18 protein-coding genes are annotated in these 19,220 nt (G+C 66.3%); 10 read left to right on the plus strand and 8 right to left on the minus strand.

Translation table 11 applies throughout. From position 1 onward, the window contains the following. The 5 genes from pdhA to V7Q81_RS07695 form a co-directional block, all read left to right on the plus strand. Nucleotides 1–993, plus strand: a 993-nt coding sequence (gene pdhA, locus V7Q81_RS07675; protein WP_333841639.1) for a pyruvate dehydrogenase (acetyl-transferring) E1 component subunit alpha, incomplete at its 5' end; no start/stop codon positions are given. Continuing rightward, complete coding sequence (locus V7Q81_RS07680) at nt 986–1,966, plus strand: alpha-ketoacid dehydrogenase subunit beta (RefSeq protein WP_333841641.1); 981 nt, start codon at nt 986–988, stop codon at nt 1,964–1,966. The genes pdhA and V7Q81_RS07680, both read left to right, overlap by 8 nt. A gap of 27 nt (nt 1,967–1,993) precedes the next feature. Then, on the plus strand, nt 1,994–3,103 hold the full coding sequence (locus V7Q81_RS07685; RefSeq protein ID WP_333841643.1) for a dihydrolipoamide acetyltransferase family protein: 1,110 nt from the start codon (nt 1,994–1,996) through the stop codon (nt 3,101–3,103). A 72-nt stretch (nt 3,104–3,175) separates the two neighbouring features. Then, nucleotides 3,176–3,997 carry a protein-L-isoaspartate(D-aspartate) O-methyltransferase gene (locus tag V7Q81_RS07690; RefSeq protein WP_333841646.1) on the plus strand — a complete coding sequence of 274 codons (822 nt, stop codon included), beginning with the start codon at nt 3,176–3,178 and terminating at the stop codon, nt 3,995–3,997. Nucleotides 3,998–4,002: 5 nt separating this feature from the next. Beyond that, nucleotides 4,003–6,531: an SAM-dependent methyltransferase gene (locus tag V7Q81_RS07695; protein WP_333841648.1), complete on the plus strand. Its 2,529-nt coding sequence runs from the start codon at nt 4,003–4,005 to the stop codon at nt 6,529–6,531. On the opposite strand, the gene V7Q81_RS07700 is transcribed toward V7Q81_RS07695, so the two are convergent. After that, nucleotides 6,525–7,736 (minus strand): cation:proton antiporter, encoded by a 1,212-nt coding sequence (locus tag V7Q81_RS07700; RefSeq protein WP_333841651.1) that lies wholly within the window; start codon nt 7,734–7,736, stop codon nt 6,525–6,527. The genes V7Q81_RS07695 and V7Q81_RS07700 overlap by 7 nt on opposite strands. 44 nt (nt 7,737–7,780) lie before the next feature. Beyond that, on the minus strand, nt 7,781–9,142 hold the full coding sequence (locus tag V7Q81_RS07705; protein ID WP_333841654.1) for an NAD(P)H-dependent oxidoreductase: 1,362 nt from the start codon (nt 9,140–9,142) through the stop codon (nt 7,781–7,783). Nucleotides 9,143–9,323: 181 nt separating this feature from the next. Here V7Q81_RS07705 and V7Q81_RS07710 point away from each other — a divergent pair, with 181 nt between their 5' ends. Then, complete coding sequence (locus V7Q81_RS07710; protein ID WP_333841656.1) at nt 9,324–9,914, plus strand: peroxidase-related enzyme; 591 nt, start codon at nt 9,324–9,326, stop codon at nt 9,912–9,914. A gap of 31 nt (nt 9,915–9,945) precedes the next feature. Here the strand turns inward: V7Q81_RS07710 and V7Q81_RS07715 are convergent, their stop codons facing one another. Both V7Q81_RS07715 and V7Q81_RS07720 read right to left on the minus strand, forming a co-directional pair. Further along, nucleotides 9,946–11,406 carry an NAD-dependent succinate-semialdehyde dehydrogenase gene (locus V7Q81_RS07715; RefSeq protein WP_333841658.1) on the minus strand — a complete coding sequence of 487 codons (1,461 nt, stop codon included), beginning with the start codon at nt 11,404–11,406 and terminating at the stop codon, nt 9,946–9,948. Between the two features lie 124 nt (nt 11,407–11,530). Next, nucleotides 11,531–12,310, minus strand: a complete 780-nt coding sequence (locus V7Q81_RS07720; RefSeq protein ID WP_333841662.1) for an SDR family oxidoreductase — start codon at nt 12,308–12,310, stop codon at nt 11,531–11,533. A 115-nt stretch (nt 12,311–12,425) separates the two neighbouring features. Here V7Q81_RS07720 and V7Q81_RS07725 point away from each other — a divergent pair, with 115 nt between their 5' ends. Beyond that, on the plus strand, nt 12,426–13,133 hold the full coding sequence (locus V7Q81_RS07725; protein ID WP_333841665.1) for an MlaA family lipoprotein: 708 nt from the start codon (nt 12,426–12,428) through the stop codon (nt 13,131–13,133). 52 nt (nt 13,134–13,185) lie between these two features. Further along, a complete protein-coding gene (locus V7Q81_RS07730) occupies nt 13,186–13,422 on the plus strand; it encodes a putative signal transducing protein (protein WP_333841668.1) in 237 nt (78 codons plus the stop codon). Nucleotides 13,423–13,441: 19 nt separating this feature from the next. Here V7Q81_RS07730 and htpX read toward each other — a convergent pair whose 3' ends face one another. From htpX to V7Q81_RS07750, 4 genes are all read right to left on the minus strand, one after another. After that, on the minus strand, nt 13,442–14,326 hold the full coding sequence (htpX, locus tag V7Q81_RS07735; RefSeq protein ID WP_333841670.1) for a protease HtpX: 885 nt from the start codon (nt 14,324–14,326) through the stop codon (nt 13,442–13,444). A 170-nt stretch (nt 14,327–14,496) separates the two neighbouring features. Then, nucleotides 14,497–15,402, minus strand: coding sequence for a DMT family transporter (locus V7Q81_RS07740; RefSeq protein WP_333841672.1), 906 nt, complete (start codon nt 15,400–15,402; stop codon nt 14,497–14,499). A 37-nt stretch (nt 15,403–15,439) separates the two neighbouring features. Next, nucleotides 15,440–15,772, minus strand: coding sequence for a DUF3301 domain-containing protein (locus V7Q81_RS07745; RefSeq protein ID WP_333841674.1), 333 nt, complete (start codon nt 15,770–15,772; stop codon nt 15,440–15,442). A gap of 5 nt (nt 15,773–15,777) precedes the next feature. After that, nucleotides 15,778–16,791: a DUF6352 family protein gene (locus V7Q81_RS07750; protein WP_333841676.1), complete on the minus strand. Its 1,014-nt coding sequence runs from the start codon at nt 16,789–16,791 to the stop codon at nt 15,778–15,780. 254 nt (nt 16,792–17,045) lie between these two features. Between V7Q81_RS07750 and V7Q81_RS07755 the strand changes: the two genes are divergently transcribed. Both V7Q81_RS07755 and V7Q81_RS07760 read left to right on the plus strand, forming a co-directional pair. Next, on the plus strand, nt 17,046–18,431 hold the full coding sequence (locus tag V7Q81_RS07755; protein WP_333841678.1) for a sigma 54-interacting transcriptional regulator: 1,386 nt from the start codon (nt 17,046–17,048) through the stop codon (nt 18,429–18,431). A 227-nt stretch (nt 18,432–18,658) separates the two neighbouring features. Continuing rightward, nucleotides 18,659–19,174 (plus strand): BON domain-containing protein, encoded by a 516-nt coding sequence (locus V7Q81_RS07760; RefSeq protein ID WP_333841680.1) that lies wholly within the window; start codon nt 18,659–18,661, stop codon nt 19,172–19,174. The last annotated feature ends 46 nt before the right edge of the window (nt 19,175–19,220 follow it).

Consider the following 19,220-nt stretch of genomic DNA (forward strand, 5'->3'; position numbering starts at 1 on the left):
CCCTTGTACCGGATGATGGCCCTCACCCGCGCCTTCGATGCCAAGGCCATTGCCCTACAGCGCACCGGACGTTTGGGCACCTTCGCCTCCTCCCTGGGACAGGAGGCGGTGAGCGTGGGCGTGGGAAGCGCCATGCGCCCCGAGGACGTCCTGCTCCCTGCATATCGGGAATACGGCGCCCAGTTCCTGCGAGGCGTCACCATGACCGAGATCCTCCTCTATTGGAGCGGGGATGAGCGGGGGATGAACTTCTCCGGCCCGCCCCACGACTTTCCCATCTGCGTCCCTATTGCCAGTCAGGTGTGCCACGCGGCGGGGGTAGCCTATGCCTTCCAGTACCGGCGCGAGCCCCGGGTGGCAGTGGCCGTGTTCGGCGATGGAGCCACTTCCAAAGGTGACTTCTACGAGGCCCTCAACCTCGCCGGCGTGTGGCGGCTGCCCGCGGTGTTCGTGATCAACAACAACCAGTGGGCCATCTCGGTACCCCGCGCCCGCCAGACGGCCGCCGAAACCCTGGCCCAGAAGGCCATCGCCGCCGGCATCCCGGGCGAGCAGGTGGACGGCAATGACGTGGTCGCCGTGCGCCACGCCGTGGAGCAGGCCCTCGCCAAAGCACGGGCTGGTGGCGGTCCGACTTTGATCGAGGCCCTCACCTACCGGCTCGGGGATCACACCACCGCCGACGACGCCAGCCGCTATCGGGACGCGGAAACGGTGAAGGCCCGCTGGGCGGAAGAACCCCTGTCCCGGCTGCGGGCGTACCTCGCCCGTTGCGGCGCCTGGGATCGTGAGAAGGAAGAAGCGCTTGAGAAGGAGTGCGCCCGCCGAGTGCAGGCGGCGGTGGACGAATTCCTGGCAATCCCCCCGCCGGGGCCAGAACAGATGTTCGACCGCCTCTACGCCACGCTGCCCGCCGCCCTGGAAGAGCAGCGCGCCACCGCCCTCGCCTTCGCGCCGCGAAGCCTCTGTTCCGAGGAAGGCAGCAATGGCTGAAGTCACCATGGTGGAAGCCATCAACATGGCCCTCGCCTGGGAGATGGCTCGGGATCCCACAGTCATCGTGCTAGGGGAAGACGTGGGGGTGAATGGCGGCGTGTTCCGCGCCACCGTGGGACTGCTCGCCCGCTTCGGCGCTGAGCGGGTGCTGGACACTCCCTTGGCGGAGACCGCCATCGCCGGCATCTCCGTGGGCATGGCCGCCCAGGGGTTGAAACCGGTGGCGGAGATCCAGTTTACCGGCTTCATCTACCCGGCCCTGGACCACATCGTCAATCATGCTAGCCGCATGCGCCACCGCACCCGCGGGCGCCTCTCCTGCCCCATGGTACTGCGTTCCCCGTGCGGTGCCGGTATTCATGCGCCGGAGCACCATTCAGAGAGCGTGGAGGCTTTCTTCGTCCATGTCCCCGGGCTGCGGGTGGTAATCCCCTCCTCTCCCCAGCGGGCCTACGGGCTGTTGCTCGCCGCGATCCGCGACCCCGACCCGGTCATCTTCCTGGAGCCCACCCGCCTCTATCGCCTGTTCCGGCAAGAGGTGGCGGACAACGGCGAGGCCCTCCCCCTGGATGTGTGCTTCACCTTGAGGGAAGGCAGCGACGTTACCCTGGTTTCCTGGGGCGCCACGGTGTACGAGACACTGGCGGCCGCCGACGCTCTGGCGGCGGAAGGCATCTCCTGCGAGGTGCTCGATGTGGCCACCCTCAAGCCTCTGGACATGGGCAGCATCCTGGCCTCGGTTGCCCGCACGGGCCGCTGCGTGATCGTCCACGAGGCAGCCCGCACCGGGGGATTGGGCGCCGAGATCGCCGCGGGTCTCGCCGAGCGGGGCCTGCTGAGTCTCCTCGCCCCGGTGGAGCGGGTCACAGGCTACGACGTGGTGGTGCCCCTTGCACGGCTCGAGTACCAGTACATGCCCAGCGTGGAACGCATCGTCGCCGCCGTGCGCAAGACGTTGAAGTTCGCGTAACTTGAAAACTTGAACCGCAGGGACACGATGAGGATCTTCAAGCTTCCCGATTTGGGAGAGGGATTGCACGAGGCGGAGATCGCCCAGTGGCATGTCCAGGAGGGAGACGAGGTGCAGGCCGACCAGCCCCTGGTGTCGGTGGAGACCGCCAAGGCGATCGTGGACATCCCCGCACCTTACGCCGGGCGTATGGTCAAGCGCTTTGCGCAGCCCGGAGAAGTGGTGCATGTGGGCGCCCCGCTCGCCGGCTTCGAGGGAGAGGCCGCCGAGGAAGACACGGGCACCGTGGTGGGCCAGATGCCCGCGGGGCAGCGCGAGCGGGTGGAGGAGACTCCCGGGCTGCTCGCCCGACCGATAGGGGGCGGCATCAAGGCAACGCCGGCAGTACGCGCCCTCGCCCAGAAGCTCCAGGTAGATCTGGCCATGGTCACCCCCACCGGCCCGGACGGCCTGATCACGGCCGCCGACGTGCAGCGCGTGGCGCGCATCCTGGCCGAGGCGGGGCCGCGGGAGATGCTGCGGGGCGTGCGGCGCGCCATGGCCCAGAACATGACCCTAGCCAATGCCGAGGTGGCCTCGGCTACCCTGGTGGAGGACGCCGACATCCACGCCTGGCGGACAGGGGAGGATGTCACCGTGCGCCTGATCCGGGCCCTGGTGGCCGGTTGCCGGGCCGAGCCGGCACTCAACGCCTGGTACGATGCCCAGGCCATGGCCCGCTGGCTGGTGAAGGACGTGCACCTAGGGCTGGCGGTGGACACCCCGGACGGCCTGTTCGTCCCGGTGATCCGAAACGTGGACAAGATGGAACCACAGGTGCTGCGCAAAGCGATCGACCAGCTGGTGGAAGACATGAAAGCCCGGCGCCTGCCCCCAGAGGATCTGCGGGGCAACACCATCACCCTCTCCAACTTCGGCATGATCGCCGGCCGCTACGCCGCACCCGTGGTACTGCCACCCACGGTGGCCATCCTGGGCGCCGGACGCATCCGGGACGCGGTGGTGGCGGTCGGGGGCCAGCCCGCAGTGCATCGCCTCCTGCCCCTCTCCCTCACCTTCGATCACCGTACCGTCACCGGCGGGGAAGCGGGCCGCTTCTTGGCGGCCGTGATCGCCGACCTGGAAAAGCCGGCGTAATGAATCACGGGGATACCCCCGGAAGCCGTCCGCAGGGCACGCTGGGAACGGGCGAAGCGCGCGGTGGGCAATATGGATAAATCCTTGCGCGGCGTGCTAAAGCGCATCCTGCTCGCTTTCTTTCCAGACTTTCCTTTCTCGTCCTTCGCCCCCTCTGCGTTAAGTAGCCCCTCTCTTCTGCTCTTTGCTTCTGCGCTGCTGTGGCTCGCATTCGAGACGGCCTGGGCGCAAGAGCACTACGACGCCCTGCGCCAGCGCATGGTGGAAGAAGTGGCCAGGATGGCCTCTCTGACCGCAGCAGAGACAGGCCGCGCCGGAATCGATGACAGAGTCATGGGGGCGCTTGCCCGGGTGCCCCGCCACCAGTTTGTTCCTTCGGGCCAGGTCCCCAACGCCTACGAGAACCGACCCCTGCCTATCGGCCACGGCCAGACTATCTCCCAGCCCTATATCGTGGCCCTGATGACCGATCTGCTGGAGGTGGCACCGGGCCATAAGGTGCTTGAGGTGGGCACCGGCTCCGGCTACCAGGCGGCAGTGTTGGCGGAAATGGGCGCCCGGGTCTTTACCATCGAAATCATCGAGCCTCTGGGACGTAGCGCCGAAGAACGGCTCAAGCGCCTGGGCTACCGCCAGGTGCAGGTGCGCGTGGGCGACGGCTATTATGGCTGGCCGGAGGAAGCGCCCTTCGACGCGATTATCGTCACTGCCGCGGCGAGCCACATCCCACCGCCCCTGGTGCGCCAGCTCAAGCCCGGGGCGCGCATGGTGATCCCGGTCGGCGCTCCCTTCCTCACCCAGCACCTAATGCTGGTGCGCAAGAGCGTCGAGGGAGCCATCGAGAGCCGCCCAATCCTCCCGGTGAGGTTCGTCCCCCTCGCGGGGGGCCACTGATGGGAATGGAAGGCGTCAAGGAGCCGCTGCCCCGGGCCGCTCCTGGCTCCCCTCCCAGCGGCAGCTCCCTTCCCCATTGCGCACCCCCTGCTGTCGGAACCGCAAGTAGACCGCCGCTCCTCGCTGTCGCCCTGGTTTCCGCCGCGGCCCTCGCCTACGAAGTGCTGCTCACCCGCATTTTCTCCATCGTCCTGTGGCACCACTTCGCCTACATGATCATCAGCGTCGGACTGCTGGGCTATGGAGCCGCGGGATCGGTGGTGAGCCTGCTGCGCAAGCCGCTAGAACGGCACTACGAGCTTCTCTTCATCGCCGCCGCCGCTCTCTTCGGCCTGACCGCCCTGCTCTGCGCCCAGGCGGCCCAGCACGTAGGGTTCAATCCCCTGGAGCTCGCCTGGAGCGGACGCCAGCTCGTGCACCTGGCGACAGCTTACGCCTTGCTCGCCCTGCCCTTCTTCTTCGCTGCAGTGTGCGTGTGTCTAACCCTCACCCGCTTCGGGACCGACATTCCGCGAGTGTACAGTTTCGACATCCTAGGGGGCGCCTGCGGCAGCCTGGGCATCGTGATCGCCCTGTTCGTCCTCGCCCCTGGGCAGGCCCTGGCCCTGGTTGCCGCCATCGGCGGCGCGGCCGCGGCGGCCGGCGCTTTCCGCCTGGGCCATCCGCGCCTGGGCGCTGCGCTTCTCGTGCTCGTTGGCGCTGGCGCGGCGGGACTGCCAGACGGACTTATGCGGCTCAAGCTCTCCGAATACAAACCCCTTGCCCAGGCCCTCGGTGTCCAGGGCGCGCGCCTTGTCTTCGAAACCTCTTCGCCCCTGGGCCTGGTAAGCGTAGTGGAGAATTCCGCGGTACCCTTGCGCCATGCGCCTGGGCTGTCCTTGAACGCGCCCCAAGGGCCTCCGCCCCAGCTGGCGGTGTTCATCGACGGGGACGGCCCCCACGCCATCGACCGCTTCGACGGAGAACGCGACTCCCTCCGGTACCTGGACTTTGTCACCTGGGCGCTTCCCTATCACTTGGTGGAACAGCCTGCGGTGCTGGTACTGGGCGCCGGCACCGGCATTGATCTGCTTCAGGCCCACTATCACGGCGCCCGCTCGGTGGACGCGGTGGAGCTGAACCCCCAGGTGGTGGAGCTGGTGGAACGCCACTACGCCGAGTTCTCGGGGCGGCCTTATCATCTGCCCGGAGTGCGCCTCCACCTCGCCGAAGCGCGGGGCTTTGTGGCGGCGGCCCGAGGCCGCTACGATCTGATCCAGGTGACCCTGCTGGACGCCTTCGGTGCCTCCAGCGCGGGCCTGCATGCCCTCGCCGAAAGCTATCTCTACACGGTCGAGGCCCTGGAGGCGTATCTGCAGCGACTGAACCCGGATGGCCTCCTCGCCATCACCCGTTGGGTCACCCTCCCACCCAGGGACGCACTCAAGCTCTTCGCCACCGCCGTTCTCGCCCTGGAGCGAGCGGGCGTAGGCGATCCCGATCGCCGACTCGCCATGATCCGGGGATGGCGGACCGCGACCCTCATCGTCAAAAACGGAGTCATCACCCCGGCGGAAGCAGAACGCATCCGGGTCTTCTGTCGCACCCGGGCCTTCGATCCGGTGTATTTCCCTGGCATGGAACGGGATGAAGCCAACCGCTACACGCTGCTACCCCAGCCTTGGTATGACGAAGGCGCCCGGGCCCTCCTATCCCCCGACCGGGGCGCCTACCTCGCCCGCTACAAGTTTGCCATCGCCCCGGCCACCGACGATCGCCCCTATTTCTTCAATTCCTTCAAGTGGCGCTCGGTCCCCGAATTCCTGGCCCTACGCCGCCAGGGAGCGTTGCCACCCGTCGACTGGGGCTATCCGGTTCTGGTGGCCACCCTGCTTCAGGCTCTGCTAGCAAGTGCCGTGCTGATTCTGCTGCCGCTCAGATTTCTGCAACCCGCACCGGCGTCCGCCCGCACGGCACCGACTTGGCGCATCGCGGCGTACTTCGCCGCAGTGGGGCTCGCCTTCATGCTGATGGAGATCGCTTTCATCCAGAAGCTCACCCTGTTCCTGAGCCATCCCTTGTACGCGGTGGCGGTCGCCCTGGCGGGATTTCTGCTCTTTGCAGGGATGGGCAGTCGCTTTGCCGCACGCCTCCTCCGGGAACCGGAGCGCCGACCGGATGCCCTCTGGCGGGCGATGCTCTTGCTCTGCCTCGGCGCAGGGCTCGCCCTCCTGGCACTGCCGCTCGCCACCGCCCATGGGATCGGACTGCCCGACCCGGCCCGCATCGCCCTGGCCCTGGCCCTGATCGCCCCGGTCGCATTTCCCATGGGCATGCCCTTCCCTCTGGGCCTCGCCCAGGTATCTCGGCGCTGGGGGCACCTGGTGCCCTGGGCCTGGGCCATCAACGGCTGCGCCTCGGTGGTGGGCGCCGTCACCGCAAGCCTTCTCGCCGTGCACGCGGGCTTCACCGCGGTGGTACTGGTGGCGCTTGGTCTCTATCTCTTCGCCGCCGCCAGCCTGCCGCGGCAGAGCCAGGTATCTCCTTTTCAGTGATCGAGGCGCGCCTCCGGCCGGATCTCTCCCGCCAGGCGCAGGCCCCACAGGACGGCCAGGGGCCCCACCGTCTCCAGAATGGCGATAGCGGCGAGCACGGTGGTGGTGAGGGAAGCAGCGCCGGGGTAGAGCTCCTCGGTCATCTTGAGCAGACCGATGGCCATGGCCGCCATGGGCACGAGGGAAAGCCCCAGCCCGAAGGACTGGGTCGAAGAAAGTCCAGAATACCGTCCTGCCACGAACACGACGGCGGACTTGGCGATGAAGCGGGCAAGGACGAAAGCGATCGCCAGCAAGCCCGCCCGGGCGAGCTCTTCCAGGTGTAGGTTGGCTCCCGCCACCACGAACAGCACCACGAAGAAGATGTCGCCCCCGTGGCCAAACTCCACCTCTAGGAGGGCCTGGCGCCGGTCCAGGTTGCGGCACAGAACACCCAGGGAAAGGAGGGTGAGTAGGATCGAAACGTGGAGCGCTTGGGCCATGCCCACCGCCAGGACGATCACCCCCACCAGCAGGGCGAACTGGGCGCTGTCCCGATGGCCGATGAGCTGGCCGAGCCGGATGGTAAGGTGGGCGAGGACATAGGCGAGGAGCAAGGAGCCCGCCACTTGATACAGGGGGTGCAGGAGCGCCACGACCCAGTCGGCCCGTTGCTCCTGGTGCAACCAAGGCAGGACCGCGATGAAGAAGAAAAACGCCAACAGGTTGTTGATGGCAATCATCGTCAGCGCCCGTTCGCTCACCGGCCCTTGAGCGTCGAACTCCCGCATCACCAGCAGCATCACCGCAGGCGAGGAAGAAATGCCGATGGCGGCTGCGATGGCGGCATGCACGGGAGGAAAGCCGAACGCGGTAAGCACCCAGTAGACAGCAACGAAGGAGGCGAAGCATTCCGCCAGGGCGGTTGCCAACACCGCCCGATCGCTGCGCAGGGAGGGCACGTGAAGTCGTCGGCCGATCTGAAAGAGGATCAGGCCGAGGGCCGTATCGACGAAAATTCCGGCGCCCGCCACCATGGAGCGGGTAAAGACGTCCAACACGCTGGGGCCCAGCAGAAACCCGATGGCAATATAGCCGGTGATGCGCGGCACATAGCGGCTGCGGTGGGCGAGCTCGCCTCCCACCAGGCCGGCCCACAGGACCAGGCCAAAAATGACCAGCGTATTGATCTCCGGCGGCCACGCCGGAAGGAAATCCCATGACATACAGAGAGGTTTCCGGAAAGGGCTGCCCCGCGCGAGCCGCCGGATCACCCGGCCGCGGGTCGGGCCGTCGGCGGCGCGAAGATCCGTTCCATTTCCCGGCGGAAACGGACCGCACCGCTCTCCGCGAGCTCCACGTCGCTCCAGGTGAGCAGGTCGCCCGCCGCCACCGCACGCTTGAGCTTGGCACCATGGGCCAGACCAATGGGCAATCCCTGCAGGGCGAGGGAATCCCGGGCAGGCAACAAGTGCCCGTATACGGTGTAGCCCCCTTCCCCGTCCAGCGTCTGGCCCGCCCGCAAATCTCGCTTGGCTCTGGCCACCACGTCGCCGAGGAAATCTCCTGGCACGCCGGTGGGCTCGCGGCGCAAGGCGACCGAGGCGATGCTAATTCCCAGCTCCAACCCGATCAGATGGTACGGCCTGTACATGGCGGCATAATTGCCGCTCGCGTCGGTGACCAGGCCATACTCCTGGAAGCAACGGCGCACGTAGTCGCTATCGGCGGCAAAGGTCACGTACACGCCCCAGCGCAGATGCCGGCGTACCTGCCGACCGTCCCGCAGGAGGCTGGAGACCACCTCCACCTGTCCCCGATGGTGAAGCACCCCGCCTTCGCCGCGGGGTTTGAGTACTTGGGGCAGCTCGTCTACGCCGCAAGGCGGGAAAGAGAGTCCCTCGGGAGCAGGGAGAAGGCCCGCGGCGTTGGCCACGGACGCCATTTCGATGGCTGACTTGGTACCGTCCAAAAAAGAGTTGAACATCCGGGCATTGAAGTCACCCCGGGCCACCATCTCGGAGCTGAAGCCGTAATGACTCCAGACCGTGTCGGGTGTGGAGCGATGGTACTCGGGGAGATACTTGGTTCCCTTGCCCGCGGCGACCACTTCGAACCCCGCGCTCCGCGCCCAGTCGACCAGTTCGCAAATGAGGGCCGGCTGGTCGCCGTAAGCCAAGGAATAGATGACTCCCGCCTCCCGGCATCGGCGCGCGAGCAACGGTCCAGCCAGGGCATCGGCTTCCACGTTCACCATGACGACGTGCTTGCCGTGGTCGCAGCACGCCAGCACGTGGCGGATGCCGGCGGCAGGGTCCCCTGTGGCGTCGATCACCACTTCCACCGGGCCAGCGGCGATCAAAGACAAGGCATCGTCGGTGAGCCAGGTGCTGCCGCTGACGCGGGCTGCCTCCACCGAAGTGGCGGCATACCGAGCCTGGGGCCAGCCCGCCCGCGCGAGCGTCTCCCGCGCCCGCTCGAGCGAAAGATCCGCCACCCCGATGACGTGCACCCCCGGCATCCTCGAGACCCGGGACAGGAACATGGCGCCAAACTTACCCGCGCCAATCAGGGCTACGCGCACCGGCTTGCCCTGGGCAGCGCGCTCAAGCAGCAATCGATGGAGATTCATGGTGCGGGATTCCTCGTCATCGCATGGAGAAGGGGGGCGCAAACCCCCATCGGGGCGGCGAGCAGGCGGCGGTATGTTACTGTAGAAAAATGGGTGCCGTCACCCGATTCGCTCGTGCTTCCCCCTTGCCCGCGTGCCGCTTTTTCCTGCACGATTTCCTTTCGTCGAAAGGAGCGCACCCATGGCAACCCCTCCCATCAGCCGCTACCCGGTTCCAGAGCTCGAAAGCCTTCCGCAGGACATCCGTACCCGCATCCTGCAGGTGCAGGACAAAGCCGGCTTCGTGCCCAACGTATTTCTCGCCCTAGCGCGCCGTCCGGAAGAGTTTCGGGCGTTCTTCGCCTACCACGACGCTTTGATGGAAAAAGAGGGCGGCCTCACCAAGGCCGAGCGGGAAATGATCGTAGTGGCCACCAGCGGCGCCAACCAGTGCCAGTACTGCGTCGTCGCCCACGGTGCGATCCTGCGTGTGCGGGCGAAAAACCCGTGGATCGCCGACCAAGTGGCGATCAATTACCGCAAGGCCGACATCACGGCGCGGCAGAAGGCCATGCTGGACTTCGCCCTCAAGGTGGCCCAGGAATCCCACCGGATCGGGGATGAGGACTTCGCCGTGCTACGCTCCCACGGGTTTTCCGACGAAGACATCTGGGACATCGGAGCGATCGCGGCTTTCTTCGCCTTGTCCAACCGCATGGCCAACCTGATAAATCTGCGACCGAACGAGGAATTCTACCTGCTAGGACGGCTGCCGCCGGAAAAGAAGGCTTGATCAGGTCTCATCAGCGCTGCCGCCGCGCGCATCACCGGTCGATGCCGCCCAGGCACAGGTACTTGATCTCGACGAACTCGTCGATGCCGTACTTGGATCCTTCCCGGCCAAGCCCCGACTGCTTCATTCCGCCGAAGGGCGCCAACTCGTTGGAAATGATGCCGGCGTTGATGCCCACCATGCCGAACTCCAGCGCCTCCGCGACCCGCCAGATACGCCCGATGTCGCGAGCATAGAAGTAGGAGGCGAGCCCGTACTCGGTGTCGTTGGCCAGCCGGATGGCCTCTTCCTCGCTCTTGAATCGAATCAACGGCGCCACAGGACCGAAGGTCTCCTCTCGCATGAGCTTCATGCCGGGTTTGACTTCCACGAGCAGGGTGGGCTCAAAGAAGGTGCCGCCCAGGGGGTGGCGGCGGCCGCCCACCACTACCTTCGCTCCCTTGGCCACCGCGTCGGCGATGTGCTCTTCCACCTTGGCGAGGGCCTGGGCATCGATGAGGGGCCCCTGCTGTACCCCCTCCTCGAAACCGCTGCCCACCCTGAGGCTCACGATTTTCTCCCGCAGCTTGGCGGCGAAAGCGTCGTAGACCCGCTCCTGCACGAAGATGCGGTTCGCGCACACGCAGGTCTGGCCGGTGTTGCGATATTTGGACGCCATGGCGCCTTCCACTGCTTCGTCCAGGTCCGCGTCGTCGAAGACGATGAACGGGGCGTTGCCGCCCAGCTCCAGGGAGATTCTCTTCACCGTGTCCGCCGACTGGCGCATGAGGAGCCGCCCCACCTCGGTGGATCCGGTAAAGGTAATCTTGCGCACCAAGGGGCTCGCGCACAGCTCCCGCCCGATGGTGGGCGCGTCCCCTGTGATCACGTTAAACACCCCTCTGGGGATGCCGGCCCGGTGGGCCAGCTCGGCCAAGGCCAGGGCCGAAAGGGGCGTCTGCTCGGCGGGCTTCACCACCACTGTGCAGCCCGCCGCCAGAGCCGGGGCGCACTTGCGGGTGATCATGGCGTTTGGGAAGTTCCAGGGGGTGATCGCCCCGCACACGCCCACTGGCTGCTTGATCACCATGAGCCGCTTGTCCGGCTGGTGCTGGGGAATCACGTCGCCGTAGACGCGCTTCGCCTCTTCGGCGAACCATTCCACGAAAGAAGCCCCGTAGGCGATCTCGCCCCGAGACTCGGTGAGGGGTTTGCCCTGTTCCGCGGTCATGAGGCGTGCCAGATCCTCCTGGTTGTCCAGGATGAGCTGGTGCCAGCGCTTGAGCACCGCCGAGCGCTCCTTGGCGGTCTTGTCGCGCCACGCGGGCCAGGCAGCGTGGGCGGCTTCGATGGCGCGGCGCGTCTCCTGCACGCCCATGTCAGGCACCTGCGCCAGTTCCGACCCATCAGCGGGGTTGCGTACCGGAAAAGCCTTCCCGCTCTCGGCCTCGACCCATTCGCCGTCGACGTAACAGCGGTTCTTAAGCAGGGATGCGTCTTTGAGGGTAAGCATGGCAGCGCTCCATGAGCTTGAATCTGTAAAAGATATTTATATTTTACTCCTCGCCCGGGAGCCCGATTCGGAGCGGTATCGCGCCCCGGCGGACCGGGCGAGCGGCGCAGTCCAGCGCGGGGGCTCAGAACGTGCCCGGGTAGGCTCCCCCGTCGATCAGGATGTTCTGGCCAGTGATGTAGCCCGCTTGAGCGCTGCACAGATAGGCGCACAGCTCGCCGAACTCCCAGGGATCGCCGAAGCGCCCAGCCGGATTCGCCCGCATGCGCTCTTCGCGAACCTCCTCAACGCTCTTGCCCGCCACCTTGGCAGTATGGGCAAGGGTGGCTTGGAGCCGCTCGGTCTCGAAGGGCCCAGGCAGAAGGTTGTTGATGGTAACGTTGTGCCGCACGGTTTTGCGCGCGAGGCCCGCCACGAACCCTGTGAGCCCCGCGCGGGCGCCGTTGGAGAGTCCCAGGACGTCGATAGGGGCCTTGACCGCGCTGGAGGTAATGTTGACGATGCGCCCGAAGCGCCGTGCGATCATGCCGTCCACGGTGGCCTTGATGAGTTCGATGGGGGTCAGCATGTTGGCCTCCAGCGCGGCGATCCAGTCCTCCCGGGTCCAGTCGCGGAAATCGCCCGGCGGCGGGCCGCCCGCGTTGTTCACCAGGATGTCCGGCTCGGGGCAGGCGGCCAACGCCGCGCGACGGCCCGACGCCGTGGTGATGTCCGCCGCTACCGTCGTCACCCGCACGCCGGTAGCGGCGCGAATTTCCTCTGCCGTGCCCTCCAGCGGCCCGGGGGTGCGGGCCACCAGGGTCACCTCCACCCCTTCCCGGGCAAGGGAGAAGGCGCAGGCCCGTCCCAATCCCTTGCTCGAGGCGCACACGAGCGCCCGGCGTCCGCGGATTCCCAGATCCATGGGAACGTTCCTCTCGAAAAGCCATCATTATGGTTCAGCAATCAGCCGGGCCGGAAGGCGGGCAAGCAGCCCCGTTGCTATAATCGGCGGCCGGGAACAAGAAAAGGAACGCTCCATGCCCTCCAGCTCCCTCCTGTGCCTCGCGAGCTTCGCCGCGCTGCTTCTTCTCTCCGCCTGCGCTACCGCCCCGGACCGCCGCGATCCGCTCGAGCCCTTCAATCGGGAAATGTTCCAGTTCAACCAGGACTTCGACGAAAAGATCGCGAGACCCCTCGCCGAGCTCTACCGGGACACCGTGCCCCTGCAGGTGCGCAAAGGCGTGCGCAACTTCTTCGCCAACCTGGGCGACGTCATCGTCTTCGTAAACGACGCACTGCAGATGAAGTGGCACGAGGCGTTAAACGACGCCGGACGGGTCATGGTGAACACGACCCTGGGCCTGGGCGGCCTCCGGGACGTCGCCTCCGAGCTGGGGGTGGAGAAGCGCAACGAGGACTTCGGCCAGACCCTGGGCTATTGGGGCCTGCCCGCCGGGCCCTACCTGGTACTGCCCATCCTTGGCCCAAGCACCTTTCCCCGGGACACGGCGGGCCTTGTCGGCGATTTCTACGCATGGCCGGTAAGCCACATGGAAGATGCCGCCGTGGCACGAGGGCTTGGCGTGCTGCGATTTCTCCAGGCCCGCTCTGATCTCCTGGGAACGGAAAGCGTCCTGGAACAGGCAGCTTTGGACCGCTACGTCTTCGTGCGCGATGCCTACCTCCAGCGCCGGGAAAGCCTCATCCGGGACGGCCGATCCCCGACGCTGGAGGAAGAGGAGTAAGCCCGCAGGCGGGGTAACCGCGCCCGCGCCCCGAGATGGATCTCGGATGGCCATGGACACCGACTACGTCGAGCTCTATCGCCCACCCGACGTGCAGGAGCTAGCGCTCATCAAGCTACACCTGGACGCCCAGGCAGTCCGCTATTACGTGGCCGGCGAGAACTTTGGCAGCCTTTTGCCGGGGACTCCCCTGGGGGAAATGCGCTTGATGGTGGACCGCCGGGACGCGAGGCGCTGCGCCGAAATCCTCCGGGAGCAGCTGGGCATCGAAGTCCCGCCGCTGCCCTGACCCAGCGCCACCCCGCCCCTCACACTCCCGCCTTCAACGCCGCAATGCGCTCGTCCAGCGGCGGATGGGACATGAACAGGCGCTTCAAGCCCCCGCCGGTGCGACCGGAGATGCCGAACGCAGAGATCTGGTCAGGCAGAGAGGGCTCCTCATAGACCCGCTTCAGCCGCTCGAGCGCCGCGATCATCTTGTTGCGGCCCGCGAGCTGGGCGCCGCCCCGGTCGGCGCGGAATTCCCGCTGGCGGCTGAAATACATGACGATGATGCTGGCGAGGATGCCGAACACGATCTCGGCCAGGATGCTGGTGATCCAAAAGGCAGGGCCGTGCCCGTTCTCGGTCTTGAACACCGCCTTGTCTACGATGTTGCCCACCACCCGCGCTAGGAAAATGACGAATGTGTTGACGATACCCTGGATCAGGGCCAGGGTTACCATGTCGCCGTTGGCGATGTGGCTGACCTCATGGCCCAGCACTGCCTCCACCTCATCGCGGCTCATCTTGTGGAGCAGGCCGGTGCTGACCGCCACCAATGCATTGTCCTTGCTCATGCCGGTGGCGAAGGCGTTGGCGTCCGGCGCCTCGTAGATGGCCACCTCCGGCATGCCGATGCCGGCCGCCTGGGCCTGGCGGCGCACCGTCTCCACTAGCCAGCGCTCCAGCTCGGTCCTCGGCTCCTCGATCACCACGGCCCCCGTCATGCGCTTGGCGCTCCACTTGGACATGGCGAGTGAAATGAAGGCGCCGCCGAAGCCGAATACCGAGGCGAAGACCAGCAGGGCGGTATAGTTAAGGCCGCCCTGCTGGGCCAGATAGGAATCGATACCGAGCAGCCGCAGCACGATGCCCAGCACCACGATGACGGCCAGGTTGGTCACCAAAAAGAGGAATATGCGCTTGACCATCGAACCACTCCCTTGCGTTGATTTTCTAACCGGGGGCTTACGCGACCCCTCCTTAGATAGGGCCAGAAAGACAGAAGTTCAATATGTTAGGGCTTCTCCGGGCGGGCGCCCGCGCCGGCAGGCCGTATTGTAGCGCCTGCCCCCCGTTACGTATCGTACCCGCCGCTTCCTCAACGCAGGAAAGGGCGCACCGTCAGGGCGATTCCGCCCAGGATCAAGGCGATTCCCACCCCTTGATGGAGCTGGGGGTCCTCGCCCAAGAACGCCACGGAAAGCAACGTCCCGAAGGCGGGCATCAAGTGGATGAAGAGCCCCGCCCGGGACGGGCCCACCTCCGCCACTGCCCGGTTCCAGCAAAGGTAGGACACAATGGAGGGAAAGACAGCGAAGTAGGCGAGGCTGGCTGCCGTGGCGGCGCTCAGCTCCATCGTCCTTCCCGCCCTAAGCTCCCAGAGATAAAGGGGGAGTAGCACCACCACCCCCGCCGGTACGATCGCCCCCAGGAAGGCCAAGGGATCCAGTCCCGGCGGCCGTGCCTTCAAGAGCACGGTATAGACCGCCCACGAGACCACCGCCGCCAGCACCCACAGATCGCCTTCGGCGAGCCGCACCTCGAGCAGCATTTGTGGCTCGCCCCGGGTCACGATGGCCAGCACCCCGACGAGGGATACGAGCACCCCCAGCGCCTGGCGCCAGGCAAGCCTTTCGCCGAGAAACACCCATGACAGCGCCATGATGGCCACTGGGATCGACGAATTGAGAAGGACGGCGTTGGTGGCGGTGGTGGACTGCAGGCCTGTGTAGACCAGGGTGTTGAACCCGGCCACCCCGAAAGTGCCCAGGGCCACGAGCACTGGAAGATGGCCGAGCACCAGGCGGCGCTGGACCCACAGCCGGCGCGCGACGAACGGAAGCATCAGGAGCGCCGCGCCGCACCAGCGCCAGAAGGCCATGGCGAAAGGCGGAATCGCCTCGTGCATCGCCCGGGCCAGCACGAAATTCCCCGACCAGAACAGGGTAGCGGCCACGAGCAGGAGATAAGGCGACAGCCTCGGGAAGCGCCCGGGCCCGTTCATGGCCCGGAGATCACGCGGGAATGCGGAGCCCGGCGGATCAATGGATCACCTCGGGCCATGACCCGTCGCCGCGCCATTCCAGACGCGCTTCCAGCACCTGGGTGCCGAGCAGGACGACGCGCCCCTGCCGGCGGTTGTCCCCGGTATCGCTGTACTCGAAACGGTAGCACCGGCGGATGGCGAGCCGCCCGTCGGCGCCCCGGCCGAGACCCAGGGCCACCACGCTTACCGTCTCGTCTAAGAGCTGAACTCCAGCCCGCTCACACAAGGCTTTTCCCGCCTTAAGGGCCGCCTCCCGGGCCCGCAAGGCGTCGTACCAGAACACGAGCCCCGCCGCGAGGACGACAAGGACCAGTATCTCCCAGGTCATGGTGCTCATACGCGGCGCGCGAGGGGCAGGTTCACCAGCAGGTTCTGGGGCTTCATGCGTAACACCTCCCCCTGGTCCATGGCAAGCCCCAGGTAGACCGGCCGGCCAGCCACTGGAGCCAACATGTCGGCGGGATTGTCGAACTCGAGCTGGAACAGGCAGAGAAGACGCTCGAGCCGCCGCTCCTCCACTTCCACGCCCCGGTACAGGTCGTTCAGGATGCCGCTCGCCTCGGCGTCGAGCCCCACGTGCCAGCGCCAGTGCTCGTCCTCGATGCGCCCGAGGGGTCGAATGCGCACGCGAACTCCGTGGAAGTGCTCGACCCAGCGCTCCATCACCCGGGCAAGCGCCCGGGCCCCCGGCTGGGACGGTCCCAAGGGTAGCACGGTATCGAAGCGCTCGTCCCGTTCCCAGTACGCGAAGGCGCTCTCTTCGGACAGGACGTCCAACTCGACGGTGCGCACGGGAGTCCTGGACTGCACCAAGAGCTCTCCCAGGGAACCGAAGCCGCCCGTGGTGGCGTAGAGCTCCACCGTCTCCAGGTCGGCCGCCATGGCCCGGCCCTCCTCGAGCCGAATCTTCTGTGGGCGGAAAAACAACTCCGCTGCCCGCACCTGCAGAGCCTCCGCCGTGCCTTCCAGGATATTGCGCAAGATGATCTGGGTGAGCTGGCGCACGAAGAGAGGCGGCACGCTCACGTTGGGTTCCCGGAAAAGGGCGAGGTAGCTCGCCTCCAAGGTCTCGGCGCTCAGCAGGCGTGCGCGGAAGCGCAGGAACACCCGGTAGTTTTCCCGGACGTCCTGGTCGGCGATGGCCTCGAGCTCGGCTTGCGGGACCTCGCGCCGGGGGCTCGCCATAAGAGCCTCGTGCAACGCCCGTTCGGCGGGACACGACTGCGGCACCGGCGCGAGCTCTGGCCGCACCAGGTAAGCCCGCAGAAAATCATCGGTGACCCGCAATCGCCCGGCACCGTCGCGCGCGAGCAGATGATAGCCGCAATGGGTCCAGAAGTCCGTCATGGACGGTAACCGGCGGGAAAAAACTCGTCGCGAAGGGAAAAGCGCTCCGTGGGGGCGCCGCCAATCCGAGATTACCCACTCCCTCGCTGGGAAGCAGACTGTTCCCGGCCCTCGGCCCTGCGCACCGGATTGAAACCCGTCAAGGGGCGCAACGGAAACGGACGCCCTTCTTTTCCGCTCCTGCTTCCCGAAAGGAGACGTGCGCATTATTCTAACGAGTTTTTCCTTCGCCCCATTCTCCCTCGTCTGAAAAGATGGCCGCGAAGCGCCCGAGCGTTTTGGTGGTGGACGACGACCCCGCGCTGCTCAAGCTGGTGAGCACACGGCTTGCGGCAGCGGGCTACGCCGTGACCGCCGTCGAAAGCGCGGAGGCCGCTCTCTCGCACCTCGCACTGGCACGGCCCGACGTGGTGGTCACCGACTTGAGGCTCCAGGGCCTGGACGGGATGGCTTTGTTCCAGTCGATCCGGGATTCGGACCCTTCGCTGCCGGTCATCGTGCTCACCGCCCACGGCACCATTCCCGACGCGGTGGAAGCGACGGCGAGCGGCGTGTTCGCCTATCTCACCAAGCCCTACGACCCGGAGATACTGCTCGCCAAGGTGGCCCAGGCCGTCCAGATCTGCGGCGGCGGGGCTCCCGGAGGCGACGATGAATGGTGCCGCGACATCATCACCCGCAGCACGGCCATGCGTGCCGTGCTCTCGGAGGCCAAGATGGTGGCCGCTGCAGACGCGGCGGTGCTGATTCAGGGCGAGAGCGGCACCGGAAAGGAGCTGCTCGCCCGGGCGATCCACCGGGCGAGCCCCCGTCGCGACGGGCCATTCGTGGCCATCAATTGCGGGGCAATACCCGAACCGCTCCTGGAGTCGGAGCTGTTCGGCCACGTGAAGGGAGCCTTTACCGGCGCCAACCGGCCCCACACCGGGCTCATCCAGACGGCCCATGGAGGAACCTTGTTTCTGGACGAAATCGGGGACATGCCCACCCCGCTGCAGGTGAAGTTGCTGCGGGTGCTCCAGGACCGGGAGGTACGGCCAGTGGGCGCCACCCAAGCCACCCAGGTGGACGTGCGCTTCATCTCCGCGACCCATCGGGACCTGCGTCGAGCGGTGGAGGAGGGACGTTTCCGGGAGGACCTCTATTATCGACTGGCAGTGGTGACCCTGCGGCTTCCGCCCCTCGCCGAGCGCCGGGAGGACATTCCGCTGCTCGCCAACCACTTCTTGCACCTGCTCGCCCGCAAATACCGCAAGCAAATCACGGGCTTTGCTCCGGAAGCCCTGGATGCCCTGGTAAGCGCCCCCTGGCCCGGCCATGTCCGCCAGCTCGCCAACGTGGTGGAGCAGTGCTGTGCCCTCACTATGACGCCGGTGGTCCCGGCCGCTCTCGTGACCCGGGCCCTGCGGGAGAATCCGACCGAGGTCCTCTCCTACGCCGAGGCCAAAGCCCGCTTCGAGCGAGATTACCTGATCCAGCTCCTCAAGCTCACCCGGGGCAACGTGGCCGAAGCGGCGCGCCTTGCCCAGCGCAATCGCACCGAGTTCTATCGGCTCCTGCGCCGGGCGAACCTCCAACCCGGGATGTTTAAATACGATCACCTGCCGGACGTGGCCTCGGGGCAGGAATCCGACCCCTGAAGCCCGAGCGTCGCCCTTCAGCGACGCAAGATGATCAGTCAATCAATGACTTGCGACGACACTGGGCGATCCCGTCGTGCCTAGGCGACGGGGGCAACCTCCCAGGTCGCCACTCTTTCTGACTATCAACTTGTTTTGTGAGCGTTTTTTCCTCTGGCACGGTCCTCGCGTAGAGAAAGGCGAGCGCCGCTGGCGCCGTGGACTCGAAAACTGCGAAGGAGGAAAAAATGTTCAACAACATTCATGCGCCTGACGCCTCGCTCTTGAGGGGGCTTAAACTGCTGGCCGCTGCGGCCGGAATCGCCACGGCAGCACCCTTGGCCCTGGCGGCCGATCCGGCCAGCGCCGATGGCCTATTGCGCAGCTACGACACGAACGGCGACGGCTGGGTGTCGCCGGAAGAGTTCCGCAACAAAGGCGGAGATGCCGGAGCGTTCCGCGAGTCGGACCGGAACGGGGACGGCCGCCTCGATTCGGAAGAGCTCGTCAAGGCCAGGTCCTTGAGCGACCGCATCCAGGCCGGGGAATACGTGACGGACGCCTGGATCACGGCGAAAGTGAAGACCATGCTGCTGAAGGACAGGAGCGTGAGCGGCTCCAAGGTAAACGTGGAGACCAAGGACGGCGTGGTGCAGCTTTCGGGCTTCGTCAAGAGCCGGGAGCAAGCCGAGCGCGCTGCCGAGATCGCCTCCCGGGTAGAAGGCGTGAAGAAGGTCATCAACTCCCTCGTGGTGCAATCGTAATTCGGGCGCGAGCCAAGTCCTCCACCTTTTGGCGCTGCCAAGGACC

The sequence above is a fragment of the Pelomicrobium sp. genome, from assembly GCF_036803785.1.
Taxonomy (GTDB): Bacteria; Pseudomonadota; Gammaproteobacteria; order Burkholderiales; family UBA6910; genus Pelomicrobium.